The sequence below is a fragment of the Mycobacterium sp. PO1 genome (assembly GCF_017312405.1).
In the GTDB taxonomy this organism is placed as follows: Bacteria; Actinomycetota; Actinomycetes; order Mycobacteriales; family Mycobacteriaceae; genus Mycobacterium.
This window is the reverse complement of sequence record NZ_BLTG01000005.1, coordinates 83,441-105,839: the sequence shown is the minus strand read 5'-3', so window position 1 is coordinate 105,839 and position 22,399 is coordinate 83,441. Positions and strand designations below refer to the sequence as shown.

Genomic DNA, 22,399 nt, shown 5'->3' with positions numbered 1-22,399 from the left:
CGGAAAATGGCTGTTGCCGACACTGATTCAGTGCAGCGACGCCGGTAATACCCGCTCGGTGAACTCCACCAGCGGCTTCTCCAGCGCCAGGATTGCCTGGGCGTCGCCGTCGGCCAGCGCCCCGGTGACCAACATCGAGATCGCCGCGACCAGCGCCTGGCAGGCGAACCTGTCGGCTTTGCTGCGGGCGGCGAACACCTCGGCCACACCGGCGACGAAGTCCTGCTGCAACTGCATGCGACGGCGCAGCGCCTCCGGCCCCGCGGCGTACACCTCGACCAGGTACAACCGCGCCGTCGGCGGGTCCGCGGCCAGGAAGTTCAGGTAGTTGGTGAGCATCGCGCGGAAGCGCGTCATCGGAGTTCCCGACACCGGTGTCGTCCGCAGGCCGCCGATGACGTTGCTCTGCATGCGGGCGTAGCCGGCCATGAAGCAGTCCTGCTTGGACTCGAACTGTTGGTAGAACGTCGCCCGCGACACCCTGGCGTGTTTGATCAGGTCACCGACCGTGGTGTTGCTGTAACCCTTCTCACCCATCACCGCGGCCAGCGCCTTGAACAAGCGCTTCTGCTGGTCTGCGGCCACCTGGTCGGGACTGAGATGATGCCGGCCGGAACTCAGCCGCTCGTCCACGCGGCGCCCCCCTCGGTCGATGCAGGTCTCTGCATTGCGTCAATGCTAGGTGCGTCGTCCATCGAAGGCCGGCCGGGCAAGACATTCGCGAACACAGTTGTTTTTCGAGAACGTCAACGTTTATGTACTATCTTCCCGTGGCGTCGCTCGGCGCGTGGAGTACCGCAGCGAGGGGTCGAGTGAGGCCGCGACGCGTCGGGTTCTGGCGGTGCCCCGTGGGGGAGTGGCACCGCCAGAACCTGACGATCAGGCCTTCTTCAACATCCAGGCCGGGATCCAGTGCATGACCAGGTCGCTCTTGGGCCCGTGGCTGACCGGATAGCTCACCAGGCCCCACCAGTGCCCCTGCTCGCACATGCCCCACCGAGTCAGCTCGCCGCGCACCACCTTGTGCATCTGCAACCCGAACGGGTGGTAGCGGCCGTGACTGTGCGGCTCGCGGGGGAACAGGGCCACCAGATCCACCAACACGTCCTGCGGTGGGTCGACCGCACGGAAGACCACGGGGGTCGGCTGACCGCCGTGGCCGATGCTCTGTAGATCGCCCACGAATCGATCATATGTTCGACTATGCCGGTGCGACGTCCAACCGGCGGAACCCGTCGGAGTGGTACAGCTCCACGCAGGTCCCGCGGCGCACCTTCCCGCTGGTGGTCAGCGGCAACGACCCGGGACCGACCATCATCAGATCGTCGAGGCGGACGCTGTGGGTCTTGGACACCGCGGCCGTCACCTGTTGTTTGACGCTGTCCAGCAACTCGGCGTCGAGCTGCTTCTTCAGCTCGGCGATCACCACCAGCTTCTCGCTCGGGTCGTCGGGAACCGACACGGCGGCGACGCGGCCCCCGGTCAGCTCCTGCACCGTGGCCTCGATGTCGTCGGGGTAGTGGTTACGGCCGTCGACGATGAGCAGATCCTTGATCCGCCCGACGATGAACAGCTCCTCGTCGTAGATGACCCCGAGGTCACCGGTGCGCAGCCACGGACCCTTCGGGGTGCCCTCGGTGGTCCGGGCCAGCTGGCCCGCGAACAACTCCTCGGTCAGCTGCGGGTTGTGCCAGTAGCCGCCGGCCACATGCGGGCCGTGCAGCCAGACCTCGCCGATGGTGCCGGCCGGGGCCTCCACACGCGTCTGCGGATCGACCACCCGCACCGTCGTCGAACGCGGCACCCCGAGGCCGATGTGCTCGGAGCCGGCATTTTCGGCGCAGGGCTGCGCCCGACCGGCGGCCAACTCGTCGTAGTCGAATCGCACCGAGGTCGGGGCCCGCCCGCCGGCCGACGACGTGACGTAGACGGTGGCCTCGGCCAGCCCGTAGGACGGCCGCATCGCCGCCTCGGGCAGGCCGTACGGGCCGAACCGCTCGTTGAACCGGCGCACCGTCGCGCCGTGCACGCGCTCGGCGCCGTTGATCATCACCACGACGCCGCTGAGGTCCAACCCGGCCAGGTCCTCGTCCTTGGTGCGCTTGACCGCCAGCTCGTAGGCGAAGTTCGGTGCGGCGGTGAACGTGTGCGGGTTGAGTGTCAGCTGCTGGATCCAGCGGGCCGGCTTCTGCATGAACGCCACCGGGCTCATCAGCACCGTGCCGCGGCCCATCCGCATCCCGAGGAACACCCCGACCAGCAGACCCATGTCGTGATACAGCGGCAACCACGTGACCACGGTCAGGTCGGCCGGCGGCTCGTCGTACGCCTCGAAATAGTCCGGCAGGATCTGTTCCATGTTCTCGAAGATGTTCTGATGGGTCACCACGACGCCGGCCGGTCGGCGCGTCGACCCCGACGTGTACTGGATGTAGCCGGCCTTGGGCAGCGCGACCGGCGCCGGCGGCTTGGCCGGGGAGTCGAAGTCCAACGTGTCGACCTCGATGAACTTCGGGGCGTGCGACCGCGATTCGACCTGGCCGTACTTGCGGACGTCTTCGATGACGTCCGAGGTGGTCAGCACCGCCACCGGGGTCGCATCGGCCATCACGGCCGACACCCGCTCGTCGTGCTGGCGGAACATCGGCATCGACAGCGGCACGGCCACGAAGCCGGCCTGGATGGCGCCCAGGAAGGCGACCACATAGTCGAGGCTCTGCGGAGCCAGGATCACCGCACGGTCACCGGGCGCACCCAGCTTGCTCAGCTTCTCGGCGATGATCTGGACCCGCTCGTGCACCTCTGACCACGTCAGGCTCTCTGCGGCGCCGGCCGGGTCGTAGTCGTAGTCGATGAACGTGTAGGCGACGTCATCGGGCTGTGCCTGCGCGCGGGCGGCGAGTGCTGCGGGGATGGACGTGGCGATCGGGGGCATCTGGCGATCCCTTTCCTGCGCCGGGCGGGTCGCCGAGAAGTTGTGAAGGCGACGTCCCGGTCGTCTCGTCGGGTTCAATGGCTCCGGCGCGTCCGCCCGGGTCTGGAGCGAAACGGCCGCGCGCCTCCCCACGCGGGGTGGTATCCGAACCCTCCGCGGGAGAAGCTGACGAAAGTATGACGTGCCGCGGACGGTCGGTGTGCGGAATCGGTGATTCCCACCGGCCGATGGCACTTGGCTTGAGCCGCAACCTAATCGCGCTTATGGTTGCTGGCAAACACCACTCGACGTCCAGCGTCCGCACAGCGAATTCCTAGGCGCCAGACTGTCAAATGCCCTCACCGCGGCGCGGTCGTCCGCATCGTGAGCGTCGATGTTGTTCGCGCACAGCAGAATTCGCCCTGACGAACTGTTCGTCCCCATCGCCCTCCCCCCGGAAAGTGCTCCACCATGACCAGAGTCCCGATCGGAGAGGCCATGCAGCGTCGCATGCTCGTCACCCTCCTGGCGATCCTCGTCGTGCTGTATGGCGTCGCGGCCGCGCAGGCGCCGCTGCCGGCCCACACCCGGGGGAGTGGATCGCTTCCCGGCCTCCGTTGACCGATGGGTAAGCGGACACCCACCCGTCGCCTGCTGTTCATCGACTGACCGCCGCGGCATTACTTGCCCACGCAAGGGTGACTCGACGCACACGGCACAACTGAAGAGGTGATGCATGGCCGGGACGAATCGGGGCACTGCGCGGCGGGCGGTGACCGCGGTGGCGATCACCGCCGTCGTGGTGGTCGGATGCAGCACCGACAACCAGGACGACGCGGGTGACACGGCAGCACCCGACACCCGCGCCACCTCGCCGATCGACTTCGACCTGCCGGCCGCGCAGCGCTATCACCGCACCGCCACCTACCCGGTGCATCTCAACAAACCCGAGGGCGACCCGGTCGACGCCGAGACCGTCGCGGAGATCTCGACCGTCACCCCGGACGGCAACACCGTCATCTACACCGACGCCGCCGGCAAGCGCATCGGCTTCGTCGACGTCCGCGACCCGGCCAACCCAGTCGGGCAGGGGACGCTGTCGCTGGAGGAGCTCGGCAACGCCGACGACCAGCCCACCTCGGTGGCGGCCGTCGGCGACGTCGTCCTCGTCGTCATCGACACCACCGGCGGCGACTTCGCCAACCCGTCCGGGCGCGTCGACATCGTGCGCCTCAGCGACCGCACCCCGGTGCACAGCATCGACCTCGGCGGCCAACCGGACTCGATCGCGATCAGCCCCGACGGCTCGTTCGCCGCGATCGCGATGGAGAATCAGCGCGACGAGGAAGCCACCCCGCCCGGCGGCGAGGAAGGCGACCTGCCCCAGCCGCCGACCGGCTTCCTGCAACTCATCGACCTTGCGGGAGAGCCGAACACGTGGACGGCCCGCCGCGTCGATTTCGATGTCGAGGCGGCCCGCTCGGCCGGCCTGGACACCCCCGAAGACCTTGAACCCGAATACGTCAGCATCAACTCACGCGGCCAGGTCGCGCTGTCCCTCCAGGAGAACAACGGCGTCGCGATCATCGAAGGCCGCACCGGCGAGGTCACCAACATCTTCAGCGCGGGCAGCGAATCCGTCGAGGGCATCGACACCGCCGAGGACGGCACCATCGATCAGAGCGGCTCGATCTCCGACACCCCGCGCGAGCCGGACGCGATCGGCTGGATCGGCGACGGCCATGTCGTCACCGCCAACGAAGGTGACTGGAAGGGCGGCACCCGCGGCTGGACGATCTTCGACGCCAACACCGGCGAGGTGGTGTGGGACGCCGGCAACTCGTTCTCTCAGCTCGCGGTGCGCACCGGGCTGCACATCGAGGGCCGGGCCGAATCCAAGGGTCCCGAACCAGAAGGTCTGGCGATCACCGAGATCAACGGAACCCCAACCGCTCTGGTCGCCTCTGAGCGCAGCAACTTCGTCGCCGTCTACGACGTCAGCGACGTCACGGCACCGCAGTTCCGCCAGATCCTGCCCACCACACCGGGCCCCGAGGGCGTGCTGCCGATCCCGTCGCGCAACCTGCTGGTGATCTCGTCGGAGGCCGACGACGCCGAGGCCGGGGTGCGCGCGTCGCTGAACGTCTACGGCTTCGGGGATGAGTTCGCCGCCGCCGGCGGCACCCCGATGTTCCCGTCCATCGTCTCCGGCGATGTGGACGGCACTCCGATCGGATGGGGCGCGCTGGGTGCGCTGTCCGTCGACCCGGCCGACGAGAACCGCCTCTACACGGCCACCGACAACGCCTACGGCCCGGCGCGGGTGCTGGGCATCGACCTGACCCAGACCCCGGCGCTGATCGACACCGAACTGCCGGTCACCGACAACGGCGAGGCCGTCACCCTCGACGTCGAAGGGATCTCGGCGCGTCCGGACGGTGGCTTCGTTCTCGGCGTCGAAGGCGAGGAAGGCCCCGGCAACGAGCTGGTCATCGTCTCCGCCGACGGCAGCGTCGAGAATCGGGTGACACTGCCCGCCGACATCGCCGACGCGATGGGTGGGCAGGGCATCGAGGGGGTGGCCGTGGACGGGGACGCCGTCTGGGTGGCGTTGCAGCGTGAGCTCGAGAGCGATCCGCCGGGTATCGCGCGGCTGGGGCGCTACACGCCCGACGGCGATTCCTGGGAGTGGTTCGGCTACCAGCTCGACACCACCGACACCGAGGGTGACTGGATCGGCCTGTCCGAGATCGCCGTGTACGACGGATCGCTGCTGGTGCTCGAACGGGACAAGCTCAACGGCCCCGACGCGCGGGTGAAGGCGATCTACCGGGTGGCCCTGCCCGAGGGTTCCGGGGTGACCTCGGCCACCGAGGCGCCGCAGGTGCTGCCGAAGACGTTGGCGCGCAACCTGGTGCCGGATCTGGAGGCCACCAGGGGGTTCGTGCAGGAGAAGGTGGAGGGCTTCGCGGTCGCCGGCAACGGCAACCTCTATGTCGTCACCGACAACGACGGACTCGACGACGCCAACGGCGAGACCCAGTTCCTCGATCTCGGACCGGCCGCCACCGCGTTGGGCGGGTGAACCCCCTGCGTTGAGACTGCGGTGGCGGTGAGGGCTACTCGCACTTTGTCGCAGTGGACGCAGTCTCAACGCCAGGGGCGGGGTGATCTGCGTGACAGAAGTTGCCAGGCAACCCTCCGGTAGGGGTAGAGTTCACCGCGCAGGAAGCGCCATGTGCGCCGCGCCGTGCGGCCCGTCTCTACTGAATTCGGCTTCCTAGCAAGATCTTTTGCGCGATGACGCGCACGATCATGTCCGCGTCCGTGCCGAAGGGCCCGCGCGCAATGACCCGAGAGCCCGCGCACCAGGGCCGTTGTGCCCGCGCGAAAGGAGCCGTCTTGTCGCCGACGAGCAGTGATGTCTCACCCCAGCAACAGCAGTCCGTGCTGGCCGCGCTGCGGTCGCCGCGGCGGCTGCGCACCGAGGTGCTGGCCGGTCTGGTGGTGGCGCTGGCGCTGATCCCCGAGGCGATCTCGTTCTCCATCATCGCCGGCGTCGACCCGCGGGTCGGGCTGTTCGCGTCGTTCACGATGGCCGTGACCATCGCGATCGTCGGCGGGCGTCCGGCGATGATCTCCGCCGCGACCGGCGCCGTCGCGCTGGTCATCGCGCCCCTGGTCGCCAGCCACGGCCTGGACTATCTGATCGCTGCGGTGATCCTGGCCGGGGTGCTGCAGCTGGTGCTCGGCGGCCTCGGCGTGGCCAAGGTGATGCGGTTCGTGCCGCGCAGCGTCATGGTCGGCTTCGTCAACGCGCTGGCCATCCTGATCTTCCTGTCCCAGGTGCCACACCTGCTCGGGGTGCCGTGGCTGGTGTATCCGATGGTCGCCGTCGGCATCCTGGTGATCGTCGCGCTGCCCAGGCTGACCACCGCGATCCCCGCACCGCTGGTCGCGATCGCCGTGCTGACCGCGGCCACGCTGCTCGCCGGGTGGAACGTGCCCGACGTCGGCGACGAAGGCCGGCTGCCGTCGAATCTCCCGTCGTGGCTGATCCCCGACGTACCGCTGACGATGGAGACGCTGCGCATCATCGCCCCCTACGCGCTGGCCATGGCCGTCGTCGGGCTGCTCGAATCGTTGATGACCGCCAAGCTCGTCGACGACATCACCGACACCCACTCCAACAAGTCCCGCGAAGCCGTCGGGCAGGGTGTGGCCAACGTGGTCAGCGGATTCTTCGGCGGCATGGGCGGCTGCGCGATGATCGGGCAGACGATGATCAACGTCAAGGTCAGCGGCGCCCGCACCCGCATCTCGACGTTCCTGGCCGGGGTGTTCCTGCTGGCTTTGGTGGTCGGCCTCGGCGACCTCGTCGCGCGCATCCCGATGGCGGCCCTGGTCGCCGTCATGATCATGGTGTCGGTCGCCACGCTGGACTGGCACAGCATCAACCCGAAGACGTTGCGCCGCATGCCCAAGAGCGAAACCTTCGTGATGGTGGCGACGGTCGCCGTCACCGTGGCCACCCACAACCTGGCCTACGGGGTGGCGGTCGGCACGCTGGCGGCGATGGTGCTGTTCGCGCGCCGCGTCGCGCACTTCACCGAGGTCGTGGCGCTGGACGCCACCCCCGATGACGCGCCTGCTGGTGCCGGTGCCGACACCCGCGTGTACGCGGTCAGAGGCGAGCTGTTCTTCGCCTCCAGCAACGACCTGGTGTACCAGTTCGACTACGTGGGCGACCCCGCCAACATCGTCATCGACATGAGCGACGCCCACATCTGGGATGCCTCCACCGTTGCCACGCTGGACGCGATCACCACCAAGTACGCGGCAAAGGGCAAGTCGGTCACCATCATCGGCATGAACGACAACAGCGCCGAGCGGCACGCCCGGCTGTCGGGCCAACTCAGCGGCGCGCACTAGGGACGCCGACATGGAGCTGTTGCAGATCGGTGAGGTGTCGGCGCGCACCGAGCTGTCGATCAAGACCATCCGGCACTACGACGACGTCGGGCTGGTGGTGCCGTCAGCACGCTCGGCGGGCGGGTTCCGGCTCTACACCGGCGACGACGTCGCGCGGCTGATCGCGATCCGCCGGATGAAACCGCTCGGGTTCACCCTCGACGAGATGCGGGAGCTGCTCGACGCGTTGGCCGTCCTCGACGACGGCACATCGACCGGCGCTGAACGAGCCCGGGCCACCGACGCTTTGGCTGAGTTTCACCGGCGCGCCGCCGATGCGTGCGCCACGCTGACCAAACAACTGGGTTATGCGCGCGAACTCACCGAGCAACTCGCCCGCTACCAGCAGACCCGATGAGGCTGGGTCCACATCAGAACCGTTGAGACTGCATCCACGTCGGGGGTCACTCGCACTTTGCCGCGCTGGATGCAGTCTCAACGCATGACCACCGGCCTGGCTGGCCCCTCGATGCGCGAGGCATGACGAAGGGCCCGGCCATGACGGCCGGGCCCTTCGCATTCATGCTTCTACTGCTGCGCCTCCTGGCGCTTCTCGGCTGCGCTGGCAGCCCCGCGGGCCGCGTCGGCCTCGGCTTCCTTCTTGGCGGCGTCACGCTGGGCCTCGGCCTTGTCCTGCTGGGCCTTGCCCTCTTCGACCATGTCGTTGCGACCGGTGACAGTGCCGACCACTTCCTTGGCCTTGCCCTTCACGTCCTCGACGACGCCCTTGATGCCTTCCTCGGGACCACTGTTGTTGTCAGCCATCGTGCACCTCCACAATTTAAGGTTCGCAAATCGGATGGTCGATTCGCTTGACGGCTATATGCCCACTTCGCACTCACAGGTAAACCATCTGCGTTTGTGAGCCGCCCCACCGTCAGGTCAGGCAGTCGTCCGTGGTCACAAGCCGGGCACCCATGTTGCGCCGCATCATCTGCAGCGCGGCGTCGCCGAGATCGTCGTAGATGTGCGCGACCGCGTCCTCGGGCACGATCACTTCGAGGTGACGGATATAGGCGTCCAGAGCCGTGTAGAGAATGCACTGCTCGGTGACCTGACCCGTCAGCACCACGCACTCGGTCTTCAGCCGGCCCAGCAGGTAGTCCAACGGCGTCGCGTAGAAGGCGCTGTGCCGGACCTTGGTCAGGAACCGGGACTTCTTGCTCGGCGCGACCGGGCGCACCAGATCGGGACGTTGGCCGTTGAGCGCGTCCTCGACGAGATCGCCTGGTGCGGCGGTGAAGTCGCCGTAGTTGTCGTTGACATAGATCAGGTCCGCGTCGTCGCGGCTGCGCGCGCGATCGACCATCTTGCTGAGCGGGTCGATGATCGCTTCGACGTTGGGCGCCAACCGTTCTGCATCGGGATGGTCGTAGGTGTTCATCATGTCGACGACCAGCACCGCGGTGTTCGCCATCGTCGCGCCTACCTCAGCGCGCGACCCAGCGCGTCACGCGCCCGGTCCACCATCGACACGAACGGTCCGACAGCGAAGTTCAGCGCCGCAGACTCCACGCCCGCGTGCGGGTGCGTCGGCGCGATGCGCTCGGCGACCCGCACCGCCTCGGCCAGCTTCGCGAGCTCGTCGGCGTCCACACCGTCGCGAAGCGCCGGAAACTCCAGCGTCTCTTCGTGTTCGGCGTGTTCAGTGACCGCAGCCTGCAGATGGATCAGCGCCTTGCTGAACTCCGAGGTCTGGGGCTCGAGACCCTCGAGCTCACTCAGCGCGACCTTGGAGTCGTGCTCCTCGGCCAGCCGCTCGTCGACGATCTCGGCGCCGCCGGAGATCTTACGACGCACCCGCGGATGCACGATCATCTCTTCGGCGGTTTCGTGGACGGCCAACAGTGTGCGCAACTTGGTGAACGCGTCGCGCTGCGTGTCGACGTCGGCGGCGTCGAGCGTTTCGACGAACAGCTTCTTGATCGTCTCGTGCTGGGCCACCAGGTACTCGATGACGTCGTCGGCCTTGGTGATGCTGGGAGCAGACACAGGAGACCTCCTATGTGAGGGGAAAGGGGAAGCGGGCATGGGCTGCGCACCGCTGCTCCCGAGGGTTACCCCCTGCCGAGCGAGGAAAACGTACCCAAACCCGTCACTCCCGGCCGGCGAGCCTGGCGATCGCGCTGCCCGCCAGGTTGTCCAGCAGCTCCCGCGGGTTCTCGAATACTTCGGCGGCACCCGCGTCGCGCAGTTCGTCGCGTCCACACCCGCCGGTGAGCAACCCGATGGTCGCCACCTGGGCGCGGGCACACGCCTCGGCGTCCCATACCGCGTCGCCGACGAAGACTGCCTGCTGGGCGCTCACGCCGGCACGCTCGAGGGCGATTTGCACGATGTCGGGCTCGGGTTTGGCGGTGTCGACGTCCTCGGCCGAGGTGATCGCCGCGATGACGTCGTCGCAATCGAGCACCTTGCGCAGCAGCTCGAGCTCGTCGGGCGGGGCGGAGGTGGCCAACACCGCCTGCAACCCCATGTCGGCGACGCGGCGCAGCAACTCCCGCGCACCGGGCAGCGGTTCCAGCAGCGACGCGCTGCGCTGGTAGTACTCGCTGTGGCCGTCCTTGAGCTGCGAGACCAGCTCGTCGGTCGGATCCTGGCCGAACTGCTCGAGCAGGGTCTTCACCAGAGTGGTGCCGTCCATGCCGATGCTGCGGTGCACCCGCCACGTCTCCATCGGCACGTCCGCCTCGTGGAAGGCGCGCTGCCAGGCGTAGACGTGCAGGTAGTTGGAATCGACCAAGGTGCCGTCCACATCGAACAGCACCGCCGGGTGGGAACTCATGCCCTGGGGACTACCCGGCGTCGCGACCTCCGAAAACAGGCTCAGCGCAGCGGGGCGGGCTTGCCGGCCTGGATGAGCTCGCCGCCGAGGTCGTAATCGTCGTCGGCGTTGCACGTCAATACCGCGACGACGGCTCCGTCGGCCTCGTACCAGACGGTGAATCCGTCGCCGTGTTCGACCATCCGGCTGTCCTGATAACCGTCACCCCACGCGTGGTACTTGACGGTGGTGTCCCCGATCGTGGTCCAGAAGCCCGGGACACCCGACCAGGCGGCGTCGTCACCGGCCGCCGTCGCCCCGGCGACCTTGCCCTGGTCCTCGGCGTCCTGCCAGTGCTCGATCGGCAACCGCCGTCCCGCACCGGTGTTGAACGCCAACGCCACGTCGCCGGCGGCGTAGACGTGTGGCACCCCGGTGCTCAGATCCTCGTCGGCGACGATGCGCGAATCCTGCATCGGGACGCCCGCGACGCCGGCCAGCTCGGTGTTCGGGCGGACCCCGGTCGCGGCCAGGATCAGGTCCGCCCCGAGCGCCTCCCCGTTGTCGAGGTGCACGACCGATTCGTCGAGACGCTCGACGCTCGCGCCACCCAGCCAGCGCGCCCCGGACGCCTCCACCAGCCCGGCCAGCTTGCGGCCGGCCTCGACACCCAGCCGCTTCTGCTGGGGCGCTTCGTCGGGCGCCACGAGTGTCACCGTCAGTCCACGCAGGGCCAGCGACGCCGCGGCCTCGCAACCGATGAACCCGGCGCCGACGACGACCGCGCTCTGGGCGGACTCGGCCGCGTCGCGCAGCCTCTCGGCGTCGTCGAGGGACCGCAACTGCACAGCGTGTTCGCCGCCCGGCACCGGCAGCGGAACCGGACTCGAACCGGTCGCGAAGATCAGCGCGTCGTAGCCGTGAGGCTCACCGTCGACGGTGACGACGCGCTGCTGCGGATCGAAGCCCTGCACCCGCGAATCGAGGGCCAGCACGATGTCGCGCTCGGTGAACCACTGCTCCGGGTGCAGATCGATGTCATCGGTCTTGCCACGCAGGAACTCCTTGCTCAGCGGCGGCCGGGCATACGGGCGGCGCCGGTCGGCGCTCAGGATCCGCACGGGGGCATCGGGTCTGCGGTCGCGGTACGCCTCGGCGGCGGCCACGCCCGCGGGCCCGCTGCCGAGGACAACCAATCCGGAATCACTCATGGCGGGTGCATACCCACTTGCCGTTCGAGATCACCGGCGCGGGGCGCGTCATCACCGGCGCCGGGCGGGTCACTTCTTCAGCGCTGCGGGGGACCCGGGTCGGGCGTCGTCGCAGGCTCGGGCGGGGTGACGGGCGGGTCGTCGGGCGTGAGACGCTCGGGAACCTCCTCGGGCGTCAGACGCTCCGGCGGGTCCTGGGGGACGGTATCCATGGCGGCGGGTTACCCCGCGCCCGCGACGGACAACCTGTCAGTTCTTGACGAGCGTGAACTGCGCGACCTCGCTGATGCCCCGTTCGAAGAAGTCCGCGCAGCCCACCAGGTAGCGCATGTAGCGGTCGTAGACCTCGACCGACGTCACCGCGATCGCCTCGTCACGGTGCGCCTCCAGCGCCGTCGCCCACGTGTTCAGGGTCCGCACATAGTGCGGCGTCAGGTAGTCGGTCTCCTCGACGGTGAACCCCGCACGCTTGGAGTAGTCGATGACGTCCTCGTCGCAGGGCACCGCCCCGCCGGGGAAGATCTCCTTGGCGATGAACCGCATGAACTTCAGGTCGCTCATCACGATCGGGATGCCCATCTCGGGCCAGCGCTTGAGCGGATGACCCATGATGGTCTGCAGCACCATCCGGCCGTCGTCGGGCATCACCCGGTCGCAGGTCGCGAAGAACGCCTCGTAGCGTTCCTTGGGGAACGCCTCGAACGCCTCGATGCTGACGATCCGGTCGACGGGTTCCTCGAATTCCTCCCAGCCCTTGAGCAGGATCCGGCGGGACCGTTCGGTGTCCAGCCCGTCGAGCATCTCCTGGCCGAGCGAGCGCTGGTTGCGGCTCAGCGTCAGCCCGACGACGTCGACGTCGTAACGCTGCACGGCGCGTTTCATCATCGAGCCCCAGCCGCAGCCGACGTCGAGCAACGTCATCCCCGGTTTGAGGTCGAGCTTGCCGAGTGCCAGATCGATCTTGGCCAGCTGAGCTTCTTCGAGCGACATGTCGTCCCGCTCGTAGAACGCGGAACTGTAGGTGCGCGACGGATCCTGGAACAGTCCGAAGAACTCGTTGGACAGGTCGTAGTGGGCCTGAACATCGTCGAAGTTCGGTTCCAGCTTCGTCGAGCCCCCCGACCCGTTGTCCGCCATCAAACGCTCCTTCTCATGCCGTGGCGGCGAGCGCCGGGCTGTGTCAGCCCTTCTCCAACGTGAACTGACATACGTCGGTGTATCCGTCACGGAACAGGTCCGCGCAGCCCTTCAGATACTTCAGGAACCGCTCGTAGATCTCGTCGTTGGTGATCGCGATCGCCTCGTCTTTTTTCGCTTCGAGGTTAGCCGCCCAAGTGTCGAGAGTCTTCACGTAGTGGGGCTGAAGGTGCTGCCGGCGCGTCACGGTGTAGCCCGCCTTGGTGGCGCTCTGCTCAACCTGCGCCGCCAGTGGCAAACGCCCGCCGGGGTAGATCTCGTCCATGATGAACTTGATGAACCTGACGTTGGACATCGTCAGGGGCAGATTCTTGCCCTTGATCTCCTCATCGCTGGGAATGATGATCGTGTGCAGCAACTGCACGCCGTCATCGGGCAGGAGGTTGAAAGTCTTCTTGAAATAATCGTCGTACTTGTTGAATCCGAAGTGCTCGAATGCGCCGATCGACACCACGCGGTCGACGGGCTCGTCAAAATCCTCCCACGGCTGCAGGCGCACCTCCATGCTGCGGGTGGTGTCGATGTTGGGGAACCGGTTCTGCTCGATGTGCTGCTTCTGGTTCTCCGACAGCGTCAGGCCGATGACGTTCACGTCGTACTTCTCCACCGCACGCTGGATCGTCGAACCCCAGCCGCAGCCGATGTCGACCAGCGTCATGCCCGGCTCCAGGCCCAGCTTGCCCAGCGACAGGTCCACCTTGGCCTGCTGCGCCTCTTCCAGCGTCATGTCATCGCGCTCGAAATAGGCGCAGCTGTAGGTCTGGGACGGGTCCTGCCACAGCTTGAAGAAGTCGTTGGAAATGTCGTAGTGGAACTGGACTTCCTTCTTGTCCGATCCACGGGTCTGCGAGGCAGACTTGGACAGCCACTTGGACTCGGCGCTAGGTGTTTCGGGCACAGCAAATCCTGTCGTCGATGATGGTGGGTGCCGGGTTCCCGGTGCCACCAGCGGTCAAACGTACCGCACGGAACTGGTCAGACGTGGTAGCGGGGCCGGTCAGACTTGCTGCCCGTTCCCGGGCTCGTTTCCGGGCCCGCGAACGTGCATTCCCGGTAGCCGACCGGCCTGTTTCACGACCGCCAGAGCACCCTGGCGGCGGCCGCTACCCCAGCCCGCGCAACGTCGCCAGCGCACCGTCCACGTCGGCGTCGGTGGTCGCCCACGAGCAGACGAAGCGCACCACGGGCTCGCCGAGATCGGGCTGATGCACCGCGTAGGTTTCGCCGAACCGGCGGTGCAGCTCCGGGGCCATCGCCACGAACACCTCGTTGGCCTCGACCGGGGACGCCAGCCTCAGCCCCAGCGCCGTCATGCCGTCGCTGAGCCGGGCGGCCATCGCGTTGGCGTGCGCGGCGGTGGACAGCCACAGGCCGTCGGCGAACATGGCCTCGAACTGGGCCGCGACGTAGCGCTGCTTGCTCGCCAGGTGCCCGATCTGTTTCTGCACGAAGTGAATGCCGTCGAACTGCTCCGGGCGACGGACCAGGATCGCGTCGCCGAACATCATGCCGTTCTTGGTGCCGCCAACTGAGACGATGTCCGCGGCGCCGATCGCCTGGGCCGGGTCGACCCCCAGCGCGGCGACGGCGTTGCCGATCCGCGCCCCGTCGACGTGCACCAGCAGACCCAGACCGTGGGCCCGGTCGACGAATTCGGCGATTGCCGCTGCGCTCCACACCCGCCCGCTCTCGGTCGACTGGGTGATCGACACGATGCGCGGCTGCGAATGGTGCACCGCAGTGCGGCCGAGCACGCGCCGGGCGAGAACCTGTGGGTCGATCAGGCCGTCGTCGCTGGGCAGCCGGGTCAGCTGTGCGCCGGACAGCCGCACCGGTCCGCCCGCCTCGTCGACCAGCACGTGGGCCACGTCGCTGCAGAAGATCTCCTGCCACGGCCTGGCCGCGGCCGACAGCGCGATGATGTTGGCCGCGGTGCCGGTGAACGTGAACAGCACCTCGGCGTCGGGGCAGTCGAACGCGCTGCGCACCGCCTCGGCTGCACGTTCGGTCACCGGGTCGGCGCCGTAGGCGCGCATCGGGCCCTCGTTGACCCGCTGCAGCGCCGCCAGCACGTTCGGGTGCGCCGGCGCGGCGTTGTCGGAGGCGAACGCGGCTGACACGGACACTCCGCCATGATCGCACTCCGGGCGCCGTGACCTCCGCGGCCTCCGCAGCCTCGGCGGCCTTGGTGGCCTCCGCGAGCTCCGTGGCCTCCGCGAGCTCCGTGAGCGAGAACGCAGGGTCGTGGTCACGGGGCAGATCGCGACCGGGAATCCTATTTCGCGGGGCCGTGGGCGACCCAGCCGAAGAACTCGTCGGCGCAGAACACCGGCTTGCCGTACTCCTGCGCCTTGCGCGCCTTGCCCGACTGCGTGCCGGCCTCCGCGGTCACCAGCACGTCGCAGCGCGTCTTGGACACCGACTTGACCGGGGTGAGCCCCACCGACCGCGCCAGATCCTCCATCTCCCAGCGCTCCACGACGCGACCGTCGGCGTCCTGTGCGGTCCCGGTGAAACAGATCCGGGCGCCGGGCACCAGCGCGTCAGCGATCGCATAGCTGTCGAGAAGAGTTGCTTCGCCGGCGATCTGGATGCCCAGGACTTCTTCGGTCGCGTGCAGCCGGTCCAGCACCTCGGCGGGCAGACGCACCCGCGACACCGCCGCGCGGAGCTGATCGGCCACCGAACGGCGCGCCGCCGCGTCCCAGCCGATGTCGGCTGTGTCGCCCGCGGGCACCGGCGCGCCGAGCAACACCGCGCCCACGTCGCGGCTGATCCGTAACAGCGCCGAGAGCGCCGGCAGATGATCGGCCGCAGGCGTGGCCACATCCCGGTCGCGGCTGATCAACAGCCCCGACGTCACCTCTGTGGGTTCGGGTTCGTCGAACGCCGACGAACCGTCCTCGGCGTCGGCGCGGGTGTGTGCCGACAGTGCCGAACGGGCCCGCTCCAGCGCGGTGCGTCCCGTCACCCGGCTGCCACGCAGCTCGACGCCCAGCGGCATCGCCGTCACATGGCCGAGCCGCTTGAGCTCGAAGTCGATCAGGCCGAGCTGCTCGTCGACGCCGACCGCGACCGGTGTGCAGCCGGCCAGCATCGGGGCGAGCATCGCCCACGCCTCGCGCAGCGTCGGAGCCAACAGCACATCGGCGACCCCGACGCCGAACGCTGTTCGCGCGTCGGCGATGTCGCGCTGTGGGTTGATCAGCGTCGAGATCGCGGCACCGTCGTCGAAGGCAACCGCAAGCTCCACCGGCCGCGGCCGTGACATCCGGCCCTCGTCGCCGACGGTCAGCATTCCGATGGCGCAGTAGCGCCGGGCCGCGGTGCTGTCACCGGCGCCGCGCAGGAAACGGGCGATGCGCCGATCGGTCTTCAGATCCTTCGGCAGCACAGGACGTTTCAGCACCAGACCGGCCAACGAGGTGCACCGGCTCAACGCCACATAGAGCTGGCCGGTGGAGAACATGCCGCCGGTGAGGTCGACCATCAACCGCGGCAGCGTCTGCCCCTGACTCTTGTGGATCGTGATCGCCCACGCCAGTTTGAACGGCAACTGCGTGTACGACCCGACCACCTCCCGGCCCAGCGAGCCCCCGGACAGCACCGGTCGGGTGGCCTCCCAGGTGAACGGTGGGACCTCGGCGCAGCTGCCGTCGGCGAACTCGACCTCCACCACTGCGCCGTAACGGTCGTAACCGACGCCCACCACACGGCCGATGGTGCCGTTGACCCACCGGTTGCCCTGGTCGTTGGTGAGCATCATGATCTGTGCGCCGACCTTGAAGCGCAGCGTCTCCTCGACCGGCGGGTCGAACAGCGACAGATCGCCCGAAGACCTTGCCTGGTGGACGAACTCGTCGCCGGGCAGCCGCTGCAGATGTTGACGATTGCGGGCGGTCACCAGCCTGTTCGTCGGCGCGAGCGTGAGCCAGAGCTCGTCGTCGGGCGGCACGAAGTCGGCGTCGGCGCGGGCGTTGAGCTGCTCCTGGGCGTGACCCAGCAACACCCCTTCTCGAATCTCGTTGAGGATGGCCGTCATCCGGTCATCGCCGAGCTGGCGGAACACCGTCGTCAACGACACCGTGGGGAACTGCGAGCGCTCGAAACAGCGTGCCGAGAAGAAGTACGGCGTCTCGTAGGGCGCGCCGGAGAAAAACCCGCTCTCGTGCTCGCTGACCACCGGCGGCAGCTGGTACAGGTCACCGACCAACACGATCTGCACGCCGCCGAACGGGGAACCCGGCACCGGGCCGAATCGCTCGAGGGCAGCGGCGACCATGTCGAAGGTGTCGGCGCGCACCATCGAGGCCTCGTCGACGATCAGCGTCTGCAGCGACGCCAGCGTCTTGGTGAACCGGCCCGGCCGGTAGCCGCCGGACCGGATGTCGTCCAGCGTCGTCGTCGGACGGAATCCGAACAGCCGGTGGATGGTGTAACCGTCGACGTTCAGCGCGGCGATGCCCGTCGGCGCGACGACGACCACGTTGCGCTCGGTGTCGGCCATGAAGTGCCGGATCAGCGTCGACTTGCCGGTGCCGGCCTTGCCGGTCAGGAAGACGTGGCGGCCGCCGGCCAGCAGATCCAGCGCGTGACGGAACTCGTCGGTGAGGACGATCCCCATGGCGGCAGGCTATCGCGAACGTGCATTCCCTGTAGCGCGCGTGCACTCGCGACTACAGGGAATGCACGTTCGCGGCACCCCGGCGGCACCCCGGCGGCACCCCGGCGGCACCCCGGCGGCACCCCGGCGGCACCCCGGCGGCTACGCGGAGGATCGGCCGGACCGCCACGCCCGCCAGCCGCGATGCGCGGCGAACGCGCCGATCACCGCCGTCGCGCACCACACCGTCACCGCGGCGACGGCCAGCGGTGCCGAGAACTCGCCGATCGCCGCGCCCGCTGCGGTGTAGGAGAACGCCCGCGGCGCCGACCCGATCAGCGAGCCGACCGCCATCTGCCAGATCGGCACACCGAACGCCCCGAACGTGTAGGAGGCCAGCGCATCACTGATACCCGGCACGAACCGCTGCCCGACGACCGCCCACAGCCCGCGGCGCTGCACCAGCACGTCGATACGTTCCGCGCGGGAGGGGCCCAGCAGCGCGCGGGCACTGTCGCGGCCCGCCCGCCGGCCCGCCAGCGCGGCCATCACCGCGGTCCCCATGGCAGCACCGAGCGTCACGAACGTCCCGATCAGCGGCCCGAACAGGAAGCCGCTGCCCGCCGCCAGCAGCGGCCCGGGCACCAGCACCGCACCCAGCAGCGCCGACACCACCACGTAGGTCAGCGGCGCCAGCGGACCGGTCGCGGCCACCAGCTCGCGCACGTACTCCACGTCGATGACCCGCTGTACGGCAACCAGATAGAACAGCACCCCGAGCACCGTGGCGAACAGCGCCAACCGCACGATGTGCGGGCGCCGCGATACCGGGGGAGTGTCTTCGCTGTCGACCATGCCGGACGCAATCCTGCCCCACGCCGTTAAGTTGGCGGGGTGAGTGTGACGCCGACGGACCTGACCGGAACCGAGCGGGCCGTCCTCATCGTGTTGATGGCCGAATCCCGCCCGGTGGCCAACCCCGAGTTGGCCGCGCTGGGTCCCGCGCTGGACAAGCCGGGCCGCGACAAGCTCAACGCACTCGGGCTCATCGAGTCCGAGCGCGTCAAGGGCCGCTATGTGCATGAACTGACCGACCGCGGGTGGGCGCTGTGCCGCGACATCGTCGCCGCAGGTCCGCCGCCGCGGTCCACCGGCCCGGCCAAAACGCTCTACACCGTGCTGGGCGCCCTGGGCCGCTACCTGCAGCGCTCGGAGGTGAGCCTGGCCGAGCTGTTCTGGCCGGCCGAGACCTCAGAGGCCGAAACCCCTCAGGACCGGACCCTCGAGGACCGGGTCCGCGTGGCGTATGCACGGCTGGCGCCGCGGCCGGGTGGCTGGGTGCGCCTCGCCGAGCTGCGTGCCGCGCTCGACGACGCCCGCGGCGACGTCGACACCGCCCTCACCGCGTTGTCCCGCGCGCCGGGGGTTAGCGTGATTCCCGAAGAGGACCAGAAGAAGCTGACGCCCGACGACCGCGCCGCCGCGGTGCTCATCGGGGACCGGCCCAAGCACCTGATCGCGATCGAGGCTTGATGGATTCACTGCAGCGCGACGCCCTCGCCTCGCTGCGCCTGACGTGGGCGCCCACCGTGGACGACCTGTGGAAACCCCAGGCAGCCACCCACGTCAGCGGGTTGAACGAGCACGCCGTCGACGACGTCATGGACGCCTTCACCGACGCGCTGCGCGACGAGTCGTCCTCCCCGCTCGGGGTGGTGATCCGCGGCCCCGCGGGTTCGGGCAAGACTCACCTGCTCGGCCAGGTCCGCGAGCGCGCACAGGCCGACGGCGGGTTCTTCTTCGTCATCGAGCTGCTCGACGCGGCAAGTTTCTGGCAGTCGGTGCGCAACGGCATCCTGGAGAGCTTCGGCAGGCCCGGCGCACACCGCGAAACCCAGCTCAAGGACCTGCTGTGGGAGCTGTCGTCGCTGGCGCACGTGTCGCGCGCCGACCGCCGCGCCATCGTCGGTGACGCCGACCTCGAACCCGAGGTGCTCGACCGGTTCATCAACGCGCTGGCCAAGGTCCGCAAGGACACGGTGCGGCACTGCCATCAGACGCTGCGGGCCCTGGTGCTGTTCGCGGCGACCGACCTGACCGCCCAGGACATCGGCGAGGCGTACCTGCAGGCGAGTTCGGAGGCCGGCGGTGACGAACGCCTGCGCTGGGGTCTGCGCGCCGCGCCGTCGTTGACGCAGGAATGCGTGCGGGAGATCTCGCGTCTGGTGGCGCTGGTCGGCCCGTCGGTGCTGGCGGTCGACCAGATCGACACGCTGCTGGCGGCGTCCCTCGCGCAGCCGGGTGACGCCGGGGACACGCTGCTCGAGCAGGTCGCCCACGGGTTGATGGCGCTGCGACAGACGACACGGCGCACGGTGTCGGTGGTCGCGTGCCTGCCCGCGGTGTGGGAGAGCATCCGTGACCGCGCCACCGCCAGCGTGGCCGACCGGTTCCGGGTCACCGGGGTGCTGACGCCGGTGCCGTCCGCCGACATCGGCCGGGCGATCCTGGAGCGCCGCTTCAGCGCCAGCTACGCGTCGGTCGACTTCCGGCCGCCGTATCCGAGCTGGCCGATCCGGCCGTCGGCGTTCGACGAGGCGCTGGACTACACGCCCCGTCAGCTGCTGATCCGCGCCGACACCCACGTGCGGCAGTGCCTGCGTCACCGCGAGGTCCTCGAGCTCGACCACCTCGCCGAAGACGACGGCCCCGTCTGGGACACGCAGGAGGGCGACCGGAACGTCGCACCGTCCTCCGAGCTGGACCGCGCCTTCGCCGACTACCGGCGTCGCGCGGTGCCCGCCGCCGCGCTGGACCCGGAGGGCGAGGACGTCACGATGCCCGAGCTGCTGGGCGCGGCGCTGACCGCCTGGATCGCCGAACGCGACGGTGACCAGGCATACCTGTGCGATCCGCCGCCCGGCGCGCACGTCATGCTGCACGGCCGGTTACGCCAGAGCCTGGACGCCGCGACCGACGACGAACGGCACTGGGCGTTCCGCGCGGTGGCCGCCAGCAACGCGCTGTCCGCGCAGAGCCGGGTCCGCAAGGCGTTCACCGCCGCCGGTCTGCAGGCCGGTTCCGACCGCAGGCAGCTGTTCCTGCTGCGCAACACGCCGTGGCCGACGGGCCCCAAGACCACCGAGCTGATGGCCGACGTGCACGCCGCCGGCGCGCGCACCCTCGAGCTCGGTGACGACGACCTGCGCACGATGATCGCGCTGCGCGACCTGATCAACGACGACCATCACGACCTGCCCGGGTGGTTGCGCCGCAACCGGCCCGCCCACGGTTTGACGCTGCTGCGCCAGGCGCTCGGCGGCGAGGGGGACACCCCCGCGCCGGCTGTCGAGGAAGCCGGGCCCCGGCTCGAGGACGCCGGGCCCGGGCTCGAGGACGCCGGCACCGTGGACGCCGGCACCGTGGACGCCGGCACCGAGGACGCCGGCACCGAACCCGACGTCATCGACGTGCCCGACATCCCGGTGCCCGACAACGAGATTCCGCTCGGCCGGGACCTGCACACCGAGGCGCCGGTGACGATCGAGCTGTCCGCGTTGCGCAAGCATGTGGCGATCTTCGCCGGATCGGGATCGGGCAAGACCGTGCTGATCCGCCGGCTGGTCGAAGAGTGCGCGCTGCGCGGGGTGTCGGCGATCGTGCTGGACCCCAACAACGATCTGTCCCGGCTCGGCACCGCCTGGCCCGAGCCGCCGTCGGGATGGCGGCGCCCCGACGGTGCGGCCGCCGCCGAGTACCTGCAGCACACCGACGTCCGGATCTGGACACCGCGACGCGCCAACGGCGCCCCGCTGGCCTTCCAGCCGCTGCCCGACTTCGCCAGCGTCGTCGACGACCACGACGAGTTCATCGACGCCGTCGAATCCGCCTGCGCAGCACTGGAACCGCGGGCACTGATCTCCGGTCAGACCCAGAAAGCCGGCCGGGCGCGTGCGGTGCTGCGAGAAGCGTTGCAGTACTACGGCACCACACCCGCGCCGACCCTGCCCGGCTTTATCGGCCTGCTCGCCGACCTGCCCGACGACGTCAGCGGGCTGGCAGACGCCCGCAAGATCGCCGGCAACATCGCCCAGGATCTGCAGGCGGCGATGGTCAATGACCCGCTGTTCGGCGGCTCGGGCACCCCGGTCGACCCCGGCGTGCTGCTCACCCCGGCCGACGGGTACCGGGCGCGGGTGTCGGTGATCAGCATGATCGGACTGACCTCCGAGGAACAGCGGCAGAGCTTCGTCAACCAGCTGCAGATGGCGCTGTTCGCGTGGATCAAGCGCAACCCCGCCGGGGAGCGTCCGCTCGGCGGGCTGCTGGTGATGGACGAAGCTCAGACCCTCGCCCCGTCACGAGGATTCACCGCCTGCAAGCGCAGCACCCTGGCGCTGTCGTCGCAGGCCCGCAAGTACGGCCTGGGGCTGGTGTTCGCCACCCAACATCCCAAGGCGCTCGACAACAGCATCCCGGGCAACGCGGCAACCCAGTTCTACGGCCTGTTGAACTCGCCCGCCCAGATCGAGACGGCGCGTGAAATGGCCCGCGCCAAGGGCGGTCTGGTCGACGACATCAGCAGGCTGCGGGCCGGGAACTTCTACGTCGCCACCGAAGGCGAGGCGTTCCACCGCATCGTCGCGCCGTGGTGCCTGTCGTATCACCCGGCCAGCCCGCCGCCCGCCGAGGACGTCCTCGCCCTCGCCGCTGCGTCCCGCTGACGTCGTCGTGGCTGG

The 22,399-nt window shown here is 68.9% G+C and carries 20 protein-coding genes; 6 read left to right on the top strand and 14 right to left on the bottom strand.

The genetic code is table 11. The annotated features are described in order from the left end of the window. Positions 1-27: 27 nt before the first annotated feature. The 3 genes from J3476_RS01800 to J3476_RS01790 form a co-directional block, all read right to left on the bottom strand. Positions 28-633 (bottom strand): TetR/AcrR family transcriptional regulator, encoded by a 606-nt coding sequence (locus J3476_RS01800; RefSeq protein WP_207064901.1) that lies wholly within the window; start codon positions 631-633, stop codon positions 28-30. Between the two features lie 246 nt (positions 634-879). Next, complete coding sequence (locus J3476_RS01795) at positions 880-1,182, bottom strand: hypothetical protein (RefSeq protein WP_152515595.1); 303 nt, start codon at positions 1,180-1,182, stop codon at positions 880-882. Between the two features lie 19 nt (positions 1,183-1,201). Further along, positions 1,202-2,935, bottom strand: coding sequence for an AMP-binding protein (locus J3476_RS01790; protein WP_207064900.1), 1,734 nt, complete (start codon positions 2,933-2,935; stop codon positions 1,202-1,204). 450 nt (positions 2,936-3,385) lie between these two features. On the opposite strand from J3476_RS01790, the gene J3476_RS01785 reads away from it, so the two are divergent. The 4 genes from J3476_RS01785 to J3476_RS01770 all read left to right on the top strand — a co-directional run bounded on the left by J3476_RS01785 (position 3,386) and on the right by J3476_RS01770 (position 8,243). Further along, positions 3,386-3,535, top strand: coding sequence for a hypothetical protein (locus tag J3476_RS01785; RefSeq protein ID WP_207064899.1), 150 nt, complete (start codon positions 3,386-3,388; stop codon positions 3,533-3,535). Positions 3,536-3,650: 115 nt separating this feature from the next. Continuing rightward, a complete protein-coding gene (locus tag J3476_RS01780) occupies positions 3,651-5,999 on the top strand; it encodes an esterase-like activity of phytase family protein (protein WP_207064898.1) in 2,349 nt (782 codons plus the stop codon). A gap of 263 nt (positions 6,000-6,262) precedes the next feature. Further along, positions 6,263-7,846 carry a SulP family inorganic anion transporter gene (locus J3476_RS01775; protein ID WP_207064928.1) on the top strand — a complete coding sequence of 528 codons (1,584 nt, stop codon included), beginning with the start codon at positions 6,263-6,265 and terminating at the stop codon, positions 7,844-7,846. 10 nt (positions 7,847-7,856) lie between these two features. Further along, a complete protein-coding gene (locus J3476_RS01770) occupies positions 7,857-8,243 on the top strand; it encodes a MerR family transcriptional regulator (protein ID WP_207064897.1) in 387 nt (128 codons plus the stop codon). A gap of 170 nt (positions 8,244-8,413) precedes the next feature. Here the strand turns inward: J3476_RS01770 and J3476_RS01765 are convergent, their stop codons facing one another. From J3476_RS01765 to J3476_RS01720, 11 genes are all read right to left on the bottom strand, one after another. Continuing rightward, on the bottom strand, positions 8,414-8,650 hold the full coding sequence (locus J3476_RS01765) for a CsbD family protein (protein WP_207064896.1): 237 nt from the start codon (positions 8,648-8,650) through the stop codon (positions 8,414-8,416). Between the two features lie 112 nt (positions 8,651-8,762). Then, positions 8,763-9,302 (bottom strand): cysteine hydrolase family protein, encoded by a 540-nt coding sequence (locus tag J3476_RS01760; protein ID WP_207064895.1) that lies wholly within the window; start codon positions 9,300-9,302, stop codon positions 8,763-8,765. 8 nt (positions 9,303-9,310) lie between these two features. Next, positions 9,311-9,916, bottom strand: a complete 606-nt coding sequence (locus J3476_RS01755) for a hemerythrin domain-containing protein (RefSeq protein ID WP_373889010.1) — start codon at positions 9,914-9,916, stop codon at positions 9,311-9,313. A gap of 64 nt (positions 9,917-9,980) precedes the next feature. Further along, positions 9,981-10,670 (bottom strand): HAD family hydrolase, encoded by a 690-nt coding sequence (locus tag J3476_RS01750; RefSeq protein WP_207064893.1) that lies wholly within the window; start codon positions 10,668-10,670, stop codon positions 9,981-9,983. A gap of 41 nt (positions 10,671-10,711) precedes the next feature. Next, the gene (locus tag J3476_RS01745) at positions 10,712-11,860 is read right to left on the bottom strand and encodes an FAD/NAD(P)-binding oxidoreductase (RefSeq protein ID WP_207064892.1); all 1,149 of its coding nucleotides are present in this window, start codon (positions 11,858-11,860) and stop codon (positions 10,712-10,714) included. Positions 11,861-11,937: 77 nt separating this feature from the next. Further along, positions 11,938-12,072: a hypothetical protein gene (locus tag J3476_RS27765; protein WP_255728186.1), complete on the bottom strand. Its 135-nt coding sequence runs from the start codon at positions 12,070-12,072 to the stop codon at positions 11,938-11,940. A 37-nt stretch (positions 12,073-12,109) separates the two neighbouring features. After that, the gene (locus tag J3476_RS01740) at positions 12,110-12,997 is read right to left on the bottom strand and encodes a cyclopropane mycolic acid synthase family methyltransferase (protein WP_207064891.1); all 888 of its coding nucleotides are present in this window, start codon (positions 12,995-12,997) and stop codon (positions 12,110-12,112) included. A gap of 43 nt (positions 12,998-13,040) precedes the next feature. Further along, positions 13,041-13,922 (bottom strand): cyclopropane mycolic acid synthase family methyltransferase, encoded by an 882-nt coding sequence (locus tag J3476_RS01735; RefSeq protein WP_207064927.1) that lies wholly within the window; start codon positions 13,920-13,922, stop codon positions 13,041-13,043. Positions 13,923-14,160: 238 nt separating this feature from the next. Continuing rightward, entirely contained in the window at positions 14,161-15,183 is a 1,023-nt protein-coding gene (locus J3476_RS01730; RefSeq protein WP_207064890.1) for a beta-eliminating lyase-related protein, read from the bottom strand. 149 nt (positions 15,184-15,332) lie between these two features. After that, positions 15,333-17,681 carry an AAA family ATPase gene (locus tag J3476_RS01725; protein WP_207064889.1) on the bottom strand — a complete coding sequence of 783 codons (2,349 nt, stop codon included), beginning with the start codon at positions 17,679-17,681 and terminating at the stop codon, positions 15,333-15,335. 141 nt (positions 17,682-17,822) lie between these two features. After that, on the bottom strand, positions 17,823-18,515 hold the full coding sequence (locus tag J3476_RS01720; RefSeq protein WP_207064888.1) for a TVP38/TMEM64 family protein: 693 nt from the start codon (positions 18,513-18,515) through the stop codon (positions 17,823-17,825). Between the two features lie 39 nt (positions 18,516-18,554). Between J3476_RS01720 and J3476_RS01715 the strand changes: the two genes are divergently transcribed. Together J3476_RS01715 and J3476_RS01710 are read left to right on the top strand one after the other, a co-directional pair. Next, positions 18,555-19,193, top strand: a complete 639-nt coding sequence (locus J3476_RS01715; protein WP_207064887.1) for a hypothetical protein — start codon at positions 18,555-18,557, stop codon at positions 19,191-19,193. Further along, positions 19,193-22,384: a helicase HerA domain-containing protein gene (locus J3476_RS01710; RefSeq protein ID WP_207064886.1), complete on the top strand. Its 3,192-nt coding sequence runs from the start codon at positions 19,193-19,195 to the stop codon at positions 22,382-22,384. The genes J3476_RS01715 and J3476_RS01710 overlap by 1 nt, the downstream gene beginning before the upstream one ends. Positions 22,385-22,399 lie beyond the last annotated feature (15 nt).